A 15,510-nucleotide genomic window follows, 5' to 3' on the forward strand; every position below is an offset into this window, starting at 1 on the left:
TCTCACATCGGTCATAGTGCCCCCACCGCCGCGCGAAACCGCGCGCCCCGATCCTCATAGTCCTTGAACTGGTCGAACGATGCGCAGGCCGGCGACAGCAGCACCGTCTCGCCCGCCGCTGCCTGCGCCGCGGCGGATTGCACCGCTGCTTCCAGCGTATCGCTCTGCTCGACCGGCATCTCATCCTTCAGCAAATCGGCGAACAGCCCCGCCGCCTGGCCGATCGTATAGGCGCGGCGGACATTGGGGAATCCCGGACGGCATGCGTCGAGGTCGTTCGTCTTGGCCTGCCCGCCCAATATCCAGTGGATATCCTTGAATGCCGACAGCGCCGGCGCGGTTGAGGTGGGGTTGGTCGCCTTGCTGTCGTTGACGAACAGCACGCCATTGCGCGTGGCCACCCGCTCCATGCGGTGCGGCAGGCCCGGAAATGTCTCCAGCCCGCGGTCGATGCTCGCCTGATCCACCCCCAGCGCCTCGCACGCGGCAATTGCGGCGAGCGCGTTCTGCGCATTGTGCGGTCCCTGCAGCGCGGGCCAGCGCGACTGGTCGAGGCACACCCCCGCCGCAATCTTGGTCAGGTCTTCCGCCCGTCCCGATCGCGACACCTGCTTCGCCACATCCTGCGAGGCTTCGTCGCCGATTCCGATCACGGCTGCATGCCCCTTCGACTGCATCGCGAACAGCCGCGCCTTGGACGCGGCATAGCCCGCGAACCCGTCATAGCGGTCGAGATGATCCGGCGTGATGTTGAGCAGCACGGCAACGTCGCAATCGAGGCTCTGCGTCAGGTCGATCTGATAGCTCGAAAGCTCGAGCACATAGACCCCGCCTTCCGGCAACGGTTCCTGATCGAGGATCGGCAGCCCGATATTCCCGCCCAGCCGCGCAGGGATGCCCGCCGTGCCCAGGATATGGTGGATCAGCGCGGTGGTGGTCGACTTGCCGTTGGTCCCGGTGATGCCGACGACCTTGTGCGCCGGCAGTTCAGCCCGCGCATGCGCGAACAGCTCGATATCGCCGATGATGGACACGTTCGCATCAGCCGCCTTGGTGCGGATCGGATGCCGATTGAGCGGCACGCCGGGGGATACGATCAGTGCGTCGAACTGTCGAAGGTCGATCGGAAACTTCACCCAATCCTTCGTCGTGAACGCCGGCTCACTGCCGATTTCCACGCGATCAGTTTTGAGCTGTTTCCAAACAGCGCTCTGCGCGCCTTCGTTGTCATCCCATCCTACAACGCTGGCCCCGCTCGCGACCAACGCACGCACCGTCGCCGCCCCGGACCGCGCCAGCCCCAGCACCGCATAGCGTTTGCCGCGCCAGGCCGCGCTCGTGATCACCGCAGCTTGAGCGTCGAAAGCCCGGCCAGCGCCAGCACGAAGGCGATGATCCAGAAGCGGATGACGACAGTCGGCTCGCTCCAGCCCAGTTGCTCGAAATGATGGTGGATCGGCGCCATCTTGAACACGCGCTTGCCGGTGCGTTTGTAGAAGAACACTTGGATAATCACGCTCATCGCCTCGACCACGAACAGCCCGCCGATGATGCCCAGCACCAGCTCGTGATGCGCGGTGACCGCAATCGCACCTAGCGCCCCGCCCAAGGCGAGCGAACCCGTATCGCCCATGAACACCGCGGCTGGGGGTGCATTGAACCACAGGAAGGCGAGGCCCGCGCCGACGATCGCGCCGCAGAAGATGGCAAGGTCGCCCGCGCCGGGCACATGCGGAATGCCGAGATACGCCGCGAACACCTTGTTGCCCGCCAGATAGACGATCAGCAGGAAAGCGAGGCTGGCGATGATCACCGGCATCGTCGCGAGGCCGTCGAGCCCGTCGGTCAGGTTCACGGCATTGCCGAACGCGACGATCGTGAACGCGGCGAAGGCGATATAGGCCGGCCCCAGATCGACGCTGAACTGGCTGAAGAACGGCACATACAGCACGGTCCCGTTCTGCTGCGTGATGACCCACGCGGCGACGCCCGCGATGACGAACTCGCCGAGCAGCCGCGTGCGCCCCGAAACGCCCGCCGTGCTCGCCTTGCGCACCTTGTCATAGTCGTCGAGGAACCCGATCAGGCCGAAGCCAAGCGTCACGAACATGCACGCCCAGACATAAGGGTTGCTGAGGTCCATCCACAGGAACACCGACAGCGCGAGGCTGGTGAGGATCATGAGGCCGCCCATCGTCGGCGTGCCGCGCTTGGCGAGGTGGCTCTGCGGCCCGTCACTGCGGATCGGCTGGCCCTTGCCTTGCCGCACGCGCAGCCAGCCGATGAAGCGCGGCCCGATGATCAGGCCGATCACCAGCGCCGTCGCCACCGCCGCGCCGGTGCGGAACGAGAGATAGCGGATCAGGTTGAGGAGCCCCGGAAAGCCCAGCCACTCGGCGATCTCGTACAACATTCGCCTATGCCCTTCCCGCCAGCGCCGCGACCACGCGCGACAGCCCGACCCCGTTCGAACCCTTGATGAGGACCGCATCGCCCGGGCGCAGCATTGTCTCGATGCGCTCACGGGCGGCAGCGGCGTCGGGCACATGGACCAATTCGATATGGCCCTCAAGCGCTCGTGCGAGCGGCGCCATCCCTTCACCGACCAGAAGCAACGCTTCGACGCCGGCGTCACGAATCGGGCCGGCCAGCCCGGCATGAAAAGCCGCCGACTGCTCGCCCAGCTCGCGCATTTCGCCCAGCACCGCCAGCCGCCGCGTGGCGCGCGTTTCCGACAGCACCGCCAGCGTCGCGCGCATCGATGCAGGGTTGGCGTTGTAGCTCTCGTCGATCACCAGCGCGGTGCCGTCGCCCGCTCCGGTCTTGAAGCGTGCGCCGCGCCCGGCCAGACCGCCCATCTCGGCCAGCGCCAGCCCCGCCTGCTCCAGATCGCCGCCCGCCGCATCGACCGCCGCCAGCACCGCCATCGCATTGGCGACCCAGTGATCACCCGGCTGCGACAGCGTGAAGCCCAGCGTCCGCCCACCATCTTCATTGGCCGCCCCGATCTGCGCGGTGACGAAGGTCCCGCCCGGCTGACCCGGCAGGATCTCGATCGCGCGCACATCGGCGCCCTCGCCAAGCCCGAACGTCACGATCTTGTCCGCATGGGGTTCGGCAGCCGCGATCAGCCGGTCGCGATGCGGGCTGTCGAACGGCACGATCGCGGTCCCGCCCGGCTCCAGCCCCTGGAAGATCTCGCCCTTGGCGTCGGCAATCGCTTCCTCGCTGGCGAAGAACTCGGTGTGCGCCGGCGCGATCGTCGTCACCACGGCGACATGCGGCCGCACCATATGTGTCAGCGCGAGCAGTTCGCCGGCATGGTTCATGCCCATCTCGAACACGCCATATTTGGTCTCGCGCGGCATGCGGGCGAGGCTCAGCGGCACGCCGGTATGGTTGTTGTAGCTCTTGACCGAGCGATGCGCTTCCCCGGGCGCGATGCGGTCGAGGCACTCGAACAGCGCTTCCTTGGTCCCGGTCTTGCCGACCGATCCGGTGACGCCGATCACCACGCCGCTGATCCGCTTGCGGCTCGCCCGCGCCAGATTCTCCAGTGCTATGGTGGTGTCGCCCACCAGAATATTGGGGTGCGGTGTCTGGGAGGAAACGACCGCACCCGCGGCCCCGCTCGCGAAGGCCTGATCCAGAAATTTGTGTCCGTCGGTGGATTCGCCGGTCAGCGCGAAGAACAGCGCGCCCGACCCCACCTCGCGGCTGTCGAACGCGACCGCCCCGGCCTCGAACTCGGCCGACGCCGTGCCACCGGTCGCCGATGCGATTTCGGCGGAGGTCCAGAGTGCTTCCGTCACGCCGCCATCTCGCGCGCGACCGTAACGTCGTCGAACGGCAGCACCATGCTGCCGACGATCTGTCCCTCCTCATGCCCCTTGCCCGCGATCAGCACGATATCCTGCGGCCCGGCCTCGGCAATGGCGGCGGCAATCGCCGCACGCCGGTCGCCGATCTCGGCCGCGTTGGGGCAACCCTTGAGCACGTCCGCGCGGATCGCCGCCGGACTCTCGCTGCGCGGATTGTCGTCGGTCACGATCACCACATCCGCGCCCGCCGCCGCGGCCTGCCCCATCGGCTCGCGCTTGCCCGGATCGCGGTCGCCGCCCGCACCCAGCACAAGGATCAGCCGCCCCTCGGCATGCGGTTTCAATGCAGCAATTGCCGCCTCGATCGCATCGGGCGTGTGCGCGTAGTCGACATAGACCGGCGCCCCGCTGCGGCTGATCGCCGCCCGCTCCAGCCGCCCGCGAACAGGTTGCAGCCGCGCCAGATTGCCCAGCGTCGCCGCCGTGTCGCCACCGGTCGCGATCACCAGCGCCGCCGCGACCAGCGCATTCGCCGCCTGATAGCCGCCGATCAGCGGCAGGCTCACGCGATGCTCGGCCCCGTCGGCGGCGATCACCAGTTTCTGATCGAGCAGTGTCGGCTCGCGCGACACCAGCCGCAGCGCGTCGCCATGCTCGCCCACCGTCATGATGCGGTTGCCGCGCATCCGCGCGATATCGATCACCCGCTCCGAATGCGGATCATCGGCCCACACCACCGCCGTCCCATCGGAATCGAGCACATCGGCGAACAACCGTAGCTTGGCGGTCAGATAATCGGCCATATCGGCATGATAATCGAGGTGATCGCGCGACAGGTTGGTGAACGCCGCCGCCTTCACCGGCAGCCCTTCGGTGCGGTATTGCGACAGCCCGTGACTCGACGCCTCGAACGCCAGATGCGTCACGCCCTCGCGCGCCAACCCGGCGACATTCGACAGAAATGTCACCACGTCCGGCGTCGTCAGTCCGGTCGACACCATCTCGTCCGCCGTGGTCACGCCCAGCGTGCCGATCGACGCGGCATGATGCCCCGCCATCCGCCACAATTGCCGCACCATCTCGACGGTAGAGGTCTTGCCGTTGGTGCCGGTGACCGCCACCGACGTTTCGGGGAATGGCGCGAAGAAGCGCGCCGCGATCCGTGCGAACTCGGTGCGCGGGTGGTCGCTCGCGATATGCGCCGCGCCCTCGACTGTCACCTCGGGCCGCGCCACCACCGCCACTGCGCCGCTCGCCACCGCCTGCGCGATGAAATCCTCGCCGTTGAACTTGATCCCGCGAAAGGCGCCGAACACCGTGCCGGGGGCAACCTTGCGGTGGTCGATGGCGAAGCCCGTGACGATCGTGTCTTCGGCGCCGCCGGTCAGTTCGCCCAGCCTCACTCCCCGGCTCCCGGCGCGACGATCGGCGCGCGCACGGCGGCGACGGCGGTGCCCTTGTTCTTCGGCTCGGCCTTCCACAGCAGCGGAATCACGTCGGAGACATCGACGTCGCGCGTCTCGTCGGGTACCACGCCCAGCATCGCGCCGGTGCGCATGATCACGCGGTTGACGACCGGGGCGGCGGTCCAGCCGGCGGTGGTCAGACCGAATGACTGGGCATTTCCGATGGGGGAATCGAGCATCACCAGCACCACATAGCGCGGTGCGTCCATCGGGAAAGCCGCCGCGAACGTGGAAACATTCTGATTGCGCTTGTAACCACCCGCGCCGGGCACTTCGGCGGTGCCGGTCTTGCCGCCGACGCGATAGCCCGGCGCGTCGGCCTTGCTGCCGGTGCCGTGCGTCACGATCAGCCGCAACAGCTGACGCATGCGCGCGCTCGTCGCCTCGGAAAAGACGCGGCGGCCCTCGGGCGTCTTGCCTGGCTCGATCTTGCGCAGCGTGGCGGGATGCCACATCCCGCCATTGACCAGCGAGGCATAGGCGCTGGCGAGATGCAGCGGCGTCACCGCGATGCCATGGCCGTAAGCGGTCGTCATCACCGTCGTGCGCGCCCAATATTTCGGCCAGAGCGGCCCGGCGAGGCCACCCAGCTCGACCGGCGGCTTGTGATCGAAGCCGAGCTTGCGGAACATCGTCTCCATCCGCTCCTTGCCCAGCTCGTCGGCGATGCGCGCGGTGGCGATGTTCGACGAGTGGATCAGCGTCTCCGGCACGTTGAGCCAGCGCCGCTGCGAATGGTCGTCGCGGATACGAAACCCGCCGACCTGAAGCGGCGCGGTCGCGTCATAGCGTTTGGCCATCGACGGCACCACGCCGGTCTCGATCGCCATCGCCATCGTCAGCGGCTTGAACGTCGAGCCCAGCTCATAGACGCTCTGCGTGACGTTGTTGCGGAAATGCTCGGGATTCGACCCCTTGACGTTGTTGGGGTTGAACGTCGGCAGCGACGCGACCGCGACCAGTTCGCCGGTCGCCACGTCCATGATCAGCCCGGCCGCGCCGCGCGCCTGGAAGCTGGTCATCGCCTGCCCCAGCTCGCTCTCAAGCGCCGCCTGCGCGCGCAGGTCGAGCGAGAGCGCCACCGGCTGGCCGCGCCGCGCCGGATCGGTCAGCTGCTTGTCGAGCGCCAGCTCCATGCCGAACGCGCCCTTGCCGTCGAAATCGACATAGCCGAGCGTGTGCGCCGCCAGTGCCGCCTGCGGATAGAGCCGCTGCGGTTCGCGCGCGAACTCGATCCCCGGCTCGCCCAGCGCATGCACTGCCGCGACCAGCTCGGGCACCGCGCGGCGTTTCAGATAAGTGAATTTGGACTCGCTATCGAGCAGCGCGCGATACTCGCCCTCGCTCTTGCCCGGCAGCGTCGCCGCCAGCATCCGCGCCAGCTCGTTCTTGTCGCCGATCACCTTGCCCGGCCGCACGCCGATCGACCAGGCGTCGATCGTCCGCGCGAGCGGCGCGCCGTTGCGGTCGACCAGGTCGCCGCGCAACGGCACCAGCATCGCGTTGATGCTCGGCGAACTCTGCGGCTCCGCGAACAAGGCGAGCAGCGCCAGCCGCCCGACGATCACGCTGATCGCCGCGGCGAACAGCAGCGCCAGGATCATCAGCCGCACATGCGCGACGGCGACGCCCGCGTGCCGGGAACCGGGACGCGGGCGATCACGATGCGCGGGGGCGACGAGGACGGTCACCGAATCTTCTTTGCCTCCGCGCGCACGCCCTTCATCAGATCGCCGAACGAGCTGTCCTTGAGCAGCCTGCTGTCGAGCGCGGCGACTGCCTCGTCCTTGGCCTTCGCCGCCGCCGCGCGAACCGGCTTGGACACCGCCGCCGCGATCGTCTCGGACTTCACCGCCGGCGCCGACGTTACCGCTGCCGCCACTGCCGCGGGCTTAGGCGCCACGGCAGCGACCGCGTCCGACGCGGTCCGGGCCGTGCCGGTCACGACATCGGGCACGCCCTCGGGCACCACCATCGCGGCATAGCGCTCGGCCAGGCCATTGCCCTCGAGCGGCCGCAGCTGCGCCAGCGCGGCGTCGCCCGGCAGGAACTGCGCGGGAGTCGGCGCGGTGTAGCGCATCACTTCGCCGTTCCAGCGTTCGAGCTGGGCGAGGTTTGCGCGCGTGTCGAATTCGGTTTCCAGCCCGCGAATATCCTTGCGCGCCTTGACGATCGCGCGTTCCAGCCCCTCGACGCGCGCGCGCTCCGACGCCACCTGCGACGAGACGAGATAACAGCCCGGGGCCACGATCACCCCGGTCAGGAACCAGCCGAACCCGTTCAATGCCTTTATCGCCATCACCGCCTCCTCAACTCGCCCAGGCATCCGCCGCGCTGCGCCGCGCGACGCGGAGCGTCGCGGACCGGGCGCGCGGGTTCGCCGCAATCTCTGCCTCGCTCGGCCGCACCGCCTTGGCGGGGGTCTCGAAGCTCGGCGCACGCGCCGCGCTCGCGGCGGGCCGGTGCCGCGATCCGGCCGGCTCGCTCCCCGACCGCTCGCGCAGGAATTTCTTGACCATGCGGTCTTCCAGGCTGTGGAAGGTCACCACCGCCAGCCGCCCGCCGGGCTTGAGCACGCGCTCCGCCGCCGCCAGCCCCTCGGCCAGTTCGTCGAGCTCGCGGTTGATATGGATGCGGATCGCCTGAAAGGTCCGCGTCGCCGGGTCCTTCTTGTCGTGCGGCTTGTAGCCCAGCGCCTTGCGCACGACGTTCGCCAGCTCGCCGGTGCGGCTCAGCGGTCGCGCCGCGACGATCGCCTTCGCCACCCGGCGCGAGCGCGGCTCCTCGCCATAATGGAACAGCACGTCGGCGATCTCGGCCTCGTCCGCCTCGTTGACGAACTCCGCCGCGGTCATCCCCTCTGCGGCCATGCGCATGTCGAGCGGCCCGTCACCCTGAAAGCTGAACCCGCGCTCGGCCTGGTCGAGCTGCATCGACGACACGCCGATATCCATCGTCACGCCATCGACCGGCGCCAGCCCGCGCGATTCGAGCTCGCTGTCCATCGCCGAGAACGGCGCCTCGATCAGCGTCAGCCGGCCGTTGCTCGCGGCGACGAGGGTTTGGCCGCTCTCGATCGCGCTCGGGTCGCGGTCGAAAGCGGCCACCTCGGCTCCCCGCTCGAGGAACGAGCTGGTGTACCCGCCCGCGCCGAACGTCGCGTCGACATGCCGCTCGCCGGGCGAAATCGCGAGGCCGTCGATCACTTCGTTGAGCAGGACGGGGATATGCGGAGCGGTCACAGCACCACCTTCTTCTCGGAGAGGTGGTAGCGGCACGCCGACTTCATGATCTCGGGCGCCTTGGGATGATCGAGCAGGGTCCTCGGGTCCCAGATCTCGATCACGTTGCCGACGCCATAGAAAAAGGCATAGCCCTGCTTCTTCACCCCGGCATGTTCACCGAGGAAGCCGGGCAGGATGAATCGGCCGGAGGGGTCGAAGGCGATGTTCTCGCCGGGGCCGATGCCTTCGCGCATGATGTTCGAATCCGCCTCGCCGCGGGCACCGGCAAAGGTTTCGGCGCGGCTGCTCAGCCGCTCGAACAGCAAGTCGAAATAGGGCTCGTCATAGGCGATCAGGCAGCGGTCGCTCTCATGGGCGGAGAGAATGGCGACTCGGCTGTCCTTGGTGTCGACGGGCTGGCCGCTATTCTTCTCGAGCGTCGCGCGCAGGGCGGCGGGGATGGCGACACGACCCTTGTCGTCCACCATCTGCAGCCCCACGCCTCGATACCCGCTTCGCGCCACGCCCGCCCCTTGCTGCGGACAAACCTCCCCCGTCTCCGGAAGCGCGCATCGCTGCCCGCCCCGGACCCATTCCCGGCTGACGATAAGGTTGCCCTGTTAACTTGATGGCGTAACTCAAGCCTGTCCGGTTTTCAATGCCTGAACCGGGGAATTCACGGTAAAATGCCCCACCAGATGGTCCCGAATGGGTTCGAACGGCAATAGCCGGCTCCGTTCGGTTAAGCATAGTGCTTAACAGTTCGCCGTTTGTTCTTGAATCTGTGATCGGATTTCAGCCGGCGATTTGGCCGAATCTGAAGTCAGCGCTGCGGAGTCGGACTGAGTGCCGGCTCGGGCTTTTCCTCTGCGGTGCGCGGTGCGATGCCCAGTTCGGCGATCGGCTCGTTCTTTTCGGCGGCGCCATTCGCCGCACCATCGGTCATGTTGGCGACCACGTCGGGCCGCGACGCGCCGTCCGCCAGCACCGGCGCCTCACGGTCGGCCGAGGAGAAGATCGCGCTCGCCACGCCGATCAGCAACAGCACCGTGGCAAGGCCGGTCAGGCCCACGCGGACTCGCTGCATGCTCTGTTTGGGATCGGTCGGAAGCGACTTCATGGCTGTGGTATAAATGTAACGCTTCGCCAGCGCTTTGTCGAACCCCTGTTTCAGTTCGTCTCAAGCCAAGGGAAAATCGGCAGTCCTTTTTCGCGCAGCCACTCGGCATTGTAGAGCGTCGACAGATAACGAAAGCCGGTATCGCACAGGATCGTCGCGACGCGCTTGCCCGATCCCAGCTCGCGCCCGAGCCGCACCGCGCCCGCCACGTTGATTCCCGACGACAGGCCCAAGCACAGCCCTTCCTCGTCGAGCAGGCGGCGAACCCATTCCAGCCCTTCCTCGTCGGCAACACGGTATTGCGTATCGACCGGCGCGCCCTCGAGGTTCGCGGTAATCCGCCCCTGCCCGATCCCCTCGGCGACCGACGTTCCTTCGGCCTTGAGCTCGCCATGCGCATAATATTCGTACAGCGCCGCGCCGTGCGGATCGGTCAGCGCGATTCTGACCTTCTCGTCCCTTTCCTTGAGCCCCAGCCCGACGCCCGCCAGCGTGCCCCCGGTGCCGGCCGAACAGGTGAAGCCGTCGATCCGCCCCTCCATCTGCGTCCAGATCTCTTCCGCGGTCGTCACGATATGCGCGCGGCGGTTGGCGATATTGTCGAACTGGTTGGCCCAGATGGCGTTGGGCGTCTCCTCCGCGATGCGGCGGCTGGTGTGTACGAAATGGCCGGGGTTCGAATAGGGCGCCGCCGGCACCAGCACCAGCTCGGCGCCGAGCGCGCGCAGCGTGTCCATCTTCTCGCGGCTCTGCGTCTCGGGCATGACGATGATCGTCTTGTAGCCCTTGGCATTGGCGACCAGCGCCAGCCCGATCCCGGTATTGCCCGCGGTCCCCTCGACGATCGTGCCGCCGGGCTGGATCAGCCCGCGTTCCTCGGCATCCTCGACAATGAACAGCGCCGCGCGGTCCTTCACGCTGGCGCCGGGATTGGCGAATTCGCACTTGCCGAAGATGTCGCACCCGGCGGCCTCGCTCGGCCCCTTGAGGCGCACCAAGGGCGTGTTCCCGATCAGCGCGAGCGTATCTTTTGCGATCTGCATGGGGCTTGGATTGCACGCCGCACGCGCACTCGCAAGCAAGTGAAACTATGTCGAGACGCCAGCCGCCTTCAAATGCGGCCCCAACCGCCCCGTCGACCACAGGAAGAACATGCGATAGTCGCTGCCCAGCGACCACAACGGATAGGTGAAGGTCGCCGGCCGGTTCTTCTCCACCCCGAAATGCCCGCTCCACGCGAACCCGTAGCCCGCCAGCGGAATCGCCAGCAACCACCACGCATTGAGCCAGATCCCCGCCGCCAGCGCGACGAAGGTCAGCCCGGTCCCCGCATAATGCAGCGCCCGCGTCTGCGGCTTCGCATGTTCGCGAAGGTAATAAGGCCAGAACTCGGCATAGCGGGTGATCGCGCGCGCCATGCACCGATGCTAGGACGCCCGGATCATGCAATCAACCGCGCTCAAATCTAGCTTCCCCCCGGTAGCCGACGCCCACACCCATCTGCTCATCTGCGGCAGCCTCCCCGGTGAGCGCAGCCTCGCCCAGCGCCAATATTACGCCCACCCGCAGAACCAGTTCTGGCCACTGATCTCTGCCGTCATCGGCCGCGACCTCACCACCCTCGCTTACCCCGACCGCCTCGCCGCGCTGCTCGACCATCATATCGGCCTGTGGGACGTGGTCGCCACCGCCCGCCGCGAGGGCAGCGCCGACGCCGCGCTCGCCGACATCGCCCCCAACGACATCGCCGCGCTCGCCGCCACGCTACCCGGCCTGCGCGCGATCGCCTTCAACGGCGGCACCGCGCTGAAACACGGGCTGCGCCAGCTCGGCCCGACCTCGCTCGCCACCATCGCCCTGCCCTCCAGCAGCCCGCTGCACACCGTCGGCCTCGCCGCCAAGCTGCCCGCCTGGCTCGCCCTGCGCGAGCACCTTACTGACCATCCACCACAAACTCGCGTCACAATATTGTAACATTCCCCGCGATCGGGCATCGGAGCGCCAACCGGAGCCATAGCCATTCGCCAGATCGCCGCCCTGCCCTATCGCACCGAAGGTTCAGCCATCGACGCCCCCGTGCGCGTACTGCTGGTCACTTCGCGCGGCACCGGGCGCTGGGTGATTCCCAAGGGCAATGTCGCCTCCGGCCTCGCCCCGCACGTCGCCGCCGCCAGCGAGGCCGAGGAGGAAGCCGGCGTCGTCGGCGCCGCCTGCCCTACGCCGATCGGCAGCTACCGTTACCGCAAGCGCCGCGGCAACGGCGCCTCGCTGATGGCCGATGTCGAGGTCTTCCCGCTCGCCGTCACCACCGAGCTCCTCAAATGGAAGGAGCAGCACCAGCGCGAACGCCGCTGGTTCACGCTCGCCGACGCCGCCGACGCGGTCGAGGAGCCCGACCTTCGCGATCTCATCCGCTCGTTCGACGCGCGCGAGTTCAAGGCCGCCACAAGGCGCGCCACCATGCTCGCCGCCGTCGCCCAGAAATCGAGGATTCCCCACATGTTCGGCTGGTTCCAGCGCCTCCTCCCCAAGACCGGCAACTTCTTCGAGCTGTTCGAGGCGCATGCGGTCACCATCACCGCCGCGGCCGACGCGCTCGCGCGGCTGTTCCAGCAGAATGGCGGTCCGACCCAGGATCACATCCGTGAGATCATGGAGCGCGAGCATGATGCCGACAACATCATCCGCGAAGTGCTCCAGACCGTGCGGAAAACCTTCCTCACCCCGTTCGACCGCAGCGCGATCACCAGCCTGATCGGCGCGATGGACGATGCGGTGGACGAGATGCAGGCCGCCGCCGCCGCGGTCGATCTCTACGAAGTCACGGTGTTCGAGCCCGAGATGCGCGACATGGCCGCGATCATCGTCGATGCCGCTCGTCTTACCTGTGAAGCCATGCCGCTGCTGCGCGACGTCGCGAAGAACGGCGCACGCCTGCACGAGCTGACCGAGCGCCTCGTCCGCATGGAGGGCCATGCCGACGACATCCACGACGCCGGCATCAAGCGCGCCTTCACCGAATATGGCGCCACCGACACGCTCAAGTTCATCGTCGCGCGCGAAATCTACAAGCATCTCGAACGCATCGTCGACGCGCTGGAAGACGTCGCCAACGAGATCGACGGCATCGTGATCGACCACGCGTAATGCATGAACTCGCGTTTCCGCTGCTCGTCGGCCTGATCCTCGTCGCGCTCGCCTTCGACTTCCTCAATGGCCTGCACGACGCCGCCAACTCGATCGCGACCGTCGTCGCCACCCGCCTGCTCGGCCCGGTGCAGGCGGTCGCCTTCGCCGCCTTCTTCAACTTCGCGGCCTATTTCCTCACGCTCGGCTTCCCCGAGCTGCACAAGGTCGCCGAAACGATCGGCAAGGGCCTGATCGACAAGGACCTCGTCACCCCCGGCGTCGTGTTCGGCGCGCTGGTCGGCGCGATGTTCTGGAACGTCGTCACATGGCTCAAGGGTATCCCCTCCTCCTCCAGCCACGCGCTGGTCGGCGGCATCGTCGGCGCCGGCGTCGCGCATGCCGGCTTCACCGGCATCCAGTGGACCGGCCTCAACAAGACGCTGATCGCCATCGTCCTCTCGCCCCTGCTCGGCATGCTGCTCGCGATGCTGATCATGCTGATCAGCAGCTGGGCCTTCGCCCGCGCCAGCAACCGCGTCGCCGAAAAGAGCTTCCGCGCGCTCCACCTCGTCTCCTCCGCCGCCTATTCGATCAGCCACGGCCTCAACGACGCGCAGAAGACGATGGGGATCATCACCGTCCTGCTCTACTCCACGGGATACCTGTCGGGCGAGTTCCACGTCCCCCACTGGGTCGCCATCGCGTGCTACATCGCGATCGCGCTCGGCACGCTCTCCGGCGGGTGGAAGATCATCGAGACGATGGGCAGCCGCATCACTAAGCTGTCCCAGCACCAGGGCTTCAGCGCCTCGATGGGCGGCTCGATCATGGTGTTCACTGCGTCGCTGCTCGGCATCCCCGTCTCCACCACCCACACCATCACCGGCAGCATCATCGGTGCCGGCACCGCCCGCCGCGCCAGCGCCGTGCGCTGGGGCGTGGCGCAGAACGTCATCGCGGCGTGGGTGATCACCATCCCCGCCTCGGCGGCCGTCGGCGCGCTGTTCTATGGCCTGACGACGTTGTTCTGACGGGGCGGCTCAGCGCGCCCCGAACACGAAACGCAGCGTATCGGTGACCGCGCGCGACGGCACGCTCATATGGCCTTCCTCGCCATACAGCCGGAATTGCGAGCGCAGGCCATAGCCGGACAGCCGGTCGATCCGCCGCGCGAACGACGCCGCCGTTTCCGCGCCGCCTTCCTGCCCGCCGACCACCACCATCAGCCGGCTCGGCCGCGCGATTTTCCCGGCGACCAGCCGCGCGGTGAACTCGCGCTCCAGCGGCAGCACGCTCTGCCCGTTCCACGCCAGCGACGGACTCGCCGCGACGATCGCATTGAAGGCATCGGACCGCGTGTAGAGCGCATGCAGCGCGAGCAACCCACCGAGCGAATGGCCGAACAGCGACTGGCGATGCGGGTTGATCGTATAGCGCCGCGCGATCTCGGCGCGCAGCTTTCCGGTCAGGAACGCCACGAACGGGTCCTGCCCGCCGCTCCGCAACTTGGCGAACCGCTCCATCCCGGGCGGCGGCGGATTGGGGATCTTGGGCGCATAATCGTACAATCGCCGCGAGTCATAGACCTGGTCGGTCGGATAGCCGACGCCGACGACGATGCCCTTCCCCACATCGTCATATTCCTGCACCCGCCGCGCCTCCGCAAAGCCCGCAAACTCGGCATTGCCGTCCAGCACATACAGCACCGGCCACCCGTCGGCCGGCGGCGGCGTGATCGGGAACGAGACGAAGATGCGATAGACTTCGCCGCCGTCAGAGGTGAGCTCCCAGCTGTCGGTCTGCGGCATTGCAAAGGGCTGCACCTTCGCCGCTGCCGCCGGCGCCGGGCTCGCCGCCTTGTCCTGCGCCGCGACCGGCAAGGCCGCGATGGCGATCGCGGCCGCAGCCGCAGCCGCAGCCGCAGCCGCAACGGGAACGTTGCGAATGCCCATCATGCCCACTCCTATGGCTTCCTGCGCTTCGCCATCCATTCCGCGCCGTCGATCGGCCCTTCCATCTCCAGGATGCTGCGGCCGCGGATCTGGGTGAGAAATTTCTTCACGAACGCGTCGCCGGTGGGCAGGCCAAGCTCCTTGATCTTCGCCGCCATCGCCGCCTCCTGTGCCGGTGTCGGCGGGACGCGCGGCTCCTTGTACAGGATCACGTCATAGATGTCGTAGCGGCCGCTTTTGAGCAGATAGACCTGCGTCTTGGGCTGGCCGCCGGCAATGCTGACCAGATCCCACACCGCGACGCCCTCCATGAACTCGTCGAGCTTGCCCGGCACGATCTTGAACAGCTCGAACGTCGGCAGCGACTTCGCCTCGGCGCTATCCGGCGTGGTCGCCTTCAAGGTCGATTGCGCCAGAGCGCTCGTGGACACCAGCAACGCGCCAAGCAGAACCAACGCCCTCATATCGCCTCCCGATGCACCGGCCCCGCAAACCCGCGTCGCCGCCCAGACGAGTTGAACATGGTTCGAGGCCGGCGAGAACGGCGCAGACGGGTGAAATCGGGCATGAGATGGGTGATGAGGGGGCGACTTGCCGGAGATCGCCCGCGAGATCGGTTTGCGCTTCCAAAGCTGCCGGCACGCCCGGCTCGACCAGCCGCAGCAGCATCGGCGCCGACTCGTCTGCGCTAGGTGCCGCGCCGAACCTTTTGGCGGTGCCACAACGTCCAGACACACACACCCGTCATGCCCATGATGAACAAAACAAGGATTATCGTAATAAAAGTTAGAGGATCCA

The 15,510-nt window shown here is 67.4% G+C and carries 16 protein-coding genes; 3 read left to right on the forward strand and 13 right to left on the reverse strand.

What is annotated here, in order from left to right; genetic code table 11:
- Positions 1-11: 11 nt before the first annotated feature.
- The 11 genes from murD to M9978_RS12160 form a co-directional block, all read right to left on the reverse strand.
- Positions 12-1,346, reverse strand: a complete 1,335-nt coding sequence (murD, locus tag M9978_RS12110; protein ID WP_254293510.1) for a UDP-N-acetylmuramoyl-L-alanine--D-glutamate ligase — start codon at positions 1,344-1,346, stop codon at positions 12-14.
- Complete coding sequence (gene mraY, locus M9978_RS12115) at positions 1,343-2,413, reverse strand: phospho-N-acetylmuramoyl-pentapeptide-transferase (RefSeq protein WP_254293512.1); 1,071 nt, start codon at positions 2,411-2,413, stop codon at positions 1,343-1,345. The genes murD and mraY overlap by 4 nt, the downstream gene beginning before the upstream one ends.
- Before the next feature lie 4 nt (positions 2,414-2,417).
- Entirely contained in the window at positions 2,418-3,812 is a 1,395-nt protein-coding gene (locus tag M9978_RS12120; protein WP_254293514.1) for a UDP-N-acetylmuramoyl-tripeptide--D-alanyl-D-alanine ligase, read from the reverse strand.
- Positions 3,809-5,224: a UDP-N-acetylmuramoyl-L-alanyl-D-glutamate--2,6-diaminopimelate ligase gene (locus M9978_RS12125; RefSeq protein WP_254293516.1), complete on the reverse strand. Its 1,416-nt coding sequence runs from the start codon at positions 5,222-5,224 to the stop codon at positions 3,809-3,811. Before M9978_RS12125 ends, M9978_RS12120 begins: the two co-directional genes overlap by 4 nt.
- Positions 5,221-6,978: a peptidoglycan D,D-transpeptidase FtsI family protein gene (locus M9978_RS12130; protein ID WP_254293518.1), complete on the reverse strand. Its 1,758-nt coding sequence runs from the start codon at positions 6,976-6,978 to the stop codon at positions 5,221-5,223. The genes M9978_RS12125 and M9978_RS12130 overlap by 4 nt, the downstream gene beginning before the upstream one ends.
- Positions 6,975-7,586 (reverse strand): hypothetical protein, encoded by a 612-nt coding sequence (locus tag M9978_RS12135; protein WP_254293520.1) that lies wholly within the window; start codon positions 7,584-7,586, stop codon positions 6,975-6,977. Before M9978_RS12135 ends, M9978_RS12130 begins: the two co-directional genes overlap by 4 nt.
- A gap of 10 nt (positions 7,587-7,596) precedes the next feature.
- Complete coding sequence (rsmH, locus tag M9978_RS12140) at positions 7,597-8,529, reverse strand: 16S rRNA (cytosine(1402)-N(4))-methyltransferase RsmH (protein WP_254293522.1); 933 nt, start codon at positions 8,527-8,529, stop codon at positions 7,597-7,599.
- Entirely contained in the window at positions 8,526-9,035 is a 510-nt protein-coding gene (locus M9978_RS12145; RefSeq protein ID WP_254293524.1) for a division/cell wall cluster transcriptional repressor MraZ, read from the reverse strand. Before M9978_RS12145 ends, rsmH begins: the two co-directional genes overlap by 4 nt.
- Positions 9,036-9,334: 299 nt before the next feature.
- Positions 9,335-9,631, reverse strand: coding sequence for a hypothetical protein (locus M9978_RS12150; protein ID WP_254293526.1), 297 nt, complete (start codon positions 9,629-9,631; stop codon positions 9,335-9,337).
- A 50-nt stretch (positions 9,632-9,681) separates the two neighbouring features.
- The gene (locus M9978_RS12155; RefSeq protein ID WP_254293529.1) at positions 9,682-10,674 is read right to left on the reverse strand and encodes a cysteine synthase A; all 993 of its coding nucleotides are present in this window, start codon (positions 10,672-10,674) and stop codon (positions 9,682-9,684) included.
- Positions 10,675-10,719: 45 nt separating this feature from the next.
- Entirely contained in the window at positions 10,720-11,049 is a 330-nt protein-coding gene (locus M9978_RS12160) for an Mpo1-like protein (protein WP_254293531.1), read from the reverse strand.
- Between the two features lie 25 nt (positions 11,050-11,074).
- On the opposite strand from M9978_RS12160, the gene M9978_RS12165 reads away from it, so the two are divergent.
- From M9978_RS12165 to M9978_RS12175, 3 genes are read left to right on the forward strand one after another with little or no spacing between them, the layout of a single operon-like run.
- On the forward strand, positions 11,075-11,605 hold the full coding sequence (locus tag M9978_RS12165; RefSeq protein ID WP_254293533.1) for a DNA-deoxyinosine glycosylase: 531 nt from the start codon (positions 11,075-11,077) through the stop codon (positions 11,603-11,605).
- A 45-nt stretch (positions 11,606-11,650) separates the two neighbouring features.
- Positions 11,651-12,778: a DUF47 family protein gene (locus M9978_RS12170; RefSeq protein WP_254293597.1), complete on the forward strand. Its 1,128-nt coding sequence runs from the start codon at positions 11,651-11,653 to the stop codon at positions 12,776-12,778.
- Positions 12,778-13,791, forward strand: coding sequence for an inorganic phosphate transporter (locus M9978_RS12175; RefSeq protein WP_254293535.1), 1,014 nt, complete (start codon positions 12,778-12,780; stop codon positions 13,789-13,791). The genes M9978_RS12170 and M9978_RS12175 overlap by 1 nt, the downstream gene beginning before the upstream one ends.
- Before the next feature lie 9 nt (positions 13,792-13,800).
- Here M9978_RS12175 and M9978_RS12180 read toward each other — a convergent pair whose 3' ends face one another.
- Positions 13,801-14,712, reverse strand: coding sequence for an alpha/beta hydrolase (locus M9978_RS12180; protein ID WP_254293537.1), 912 nt, complete (start codon positions 14,710-14,712; stop codon positions 13,801-13,803).
- A gap of 11 nt (positions 14,713-14,723) precedes the next feature.
- Complete coding sequence (locus M9978_RS12185) at positions 14,724-15,176, reverse strand: hypothetical protein (protein ID WP_254293539.1); 453 nt, start codon at positions 15,174-15,176, stop codon at positions 14,724-14,726.
- Positions 15,177-15,510 lie beyond the last annotated feature (334 nt).

This window comes from Sphingomonas tagetis (assembly GCF_024211275.1).
Taxonomy (GTDB): domain Bacteria; phylum Pseudomonadota; class Alphaproteobacteria; order Sphingomonadales; family Sphingomonadaceae; genus Sphingomonas; species Sphingomonas tagetis.

Coding starts and splice junctions, on each gene's coding strand:
- mraY (WP_254293512.1), bottom strand. CDS start 2,413: ATGTTGTACGAGATCGCCGAGTGGCTGGGCTTTCCGGGGCTCCTCAAC.
- M9978_RS12150 (WP_254293526.1), bottom strand. CDS start 9,631: ATGAAGTCGCTTCCGACCGATCCCAAACAGAGCATGCAGCGAGTCCGC.
- M9978_RS12175 (WP_254293535.1), top strand. CDS start 12,778: ATGCATGAACTCGCGTTTCCGCTGCTCGTCGGCCTGATCCTCGTCGCG.
- M9978_RS12135 (WP_254293520.1), bottom strand. CDS start 7,586: ATGGCGATAAAGGCATTGAACGGGTTCGGCTGGTTCCTGACCGGGGTG.
- M9978_RS12180 (WP_254293537.1), bottom strand. CDS start 14,712: ATGGGCATTCGCAACGTTCCCGTTGCGGCTGCGGCTGCGGCTGCGGCT.
- M9978_RS12155 (WP_254293529.1), bottom strand. CDS start 10,674: ATGCAGATCGCAAAAGATACGCTCGCGCTGATCGGGAACACGCCCTTG.
- M9978_RS12185 (WP_254293539.1), bottom strand. CDS start 15,176: ATGAGGGCGTTGGTTCTGCTTGGCGCGTTGCTGGTGTCCACGAGCGCT.
- M9978_RS12165 (WP_254293533.1), top strand. CDS start 11,075: ATGCAATCAACCGCGCTCAAATCTAGCTTCCCCCCGGTAGCCGACGCC.
- M9978_RS12160 (WP_254293531.1), bottom strand. CDS start 11,049: ATGGCGCGCGCGATCACCCGCTATGCCGAGTTCTGGCCTTATTACCTT.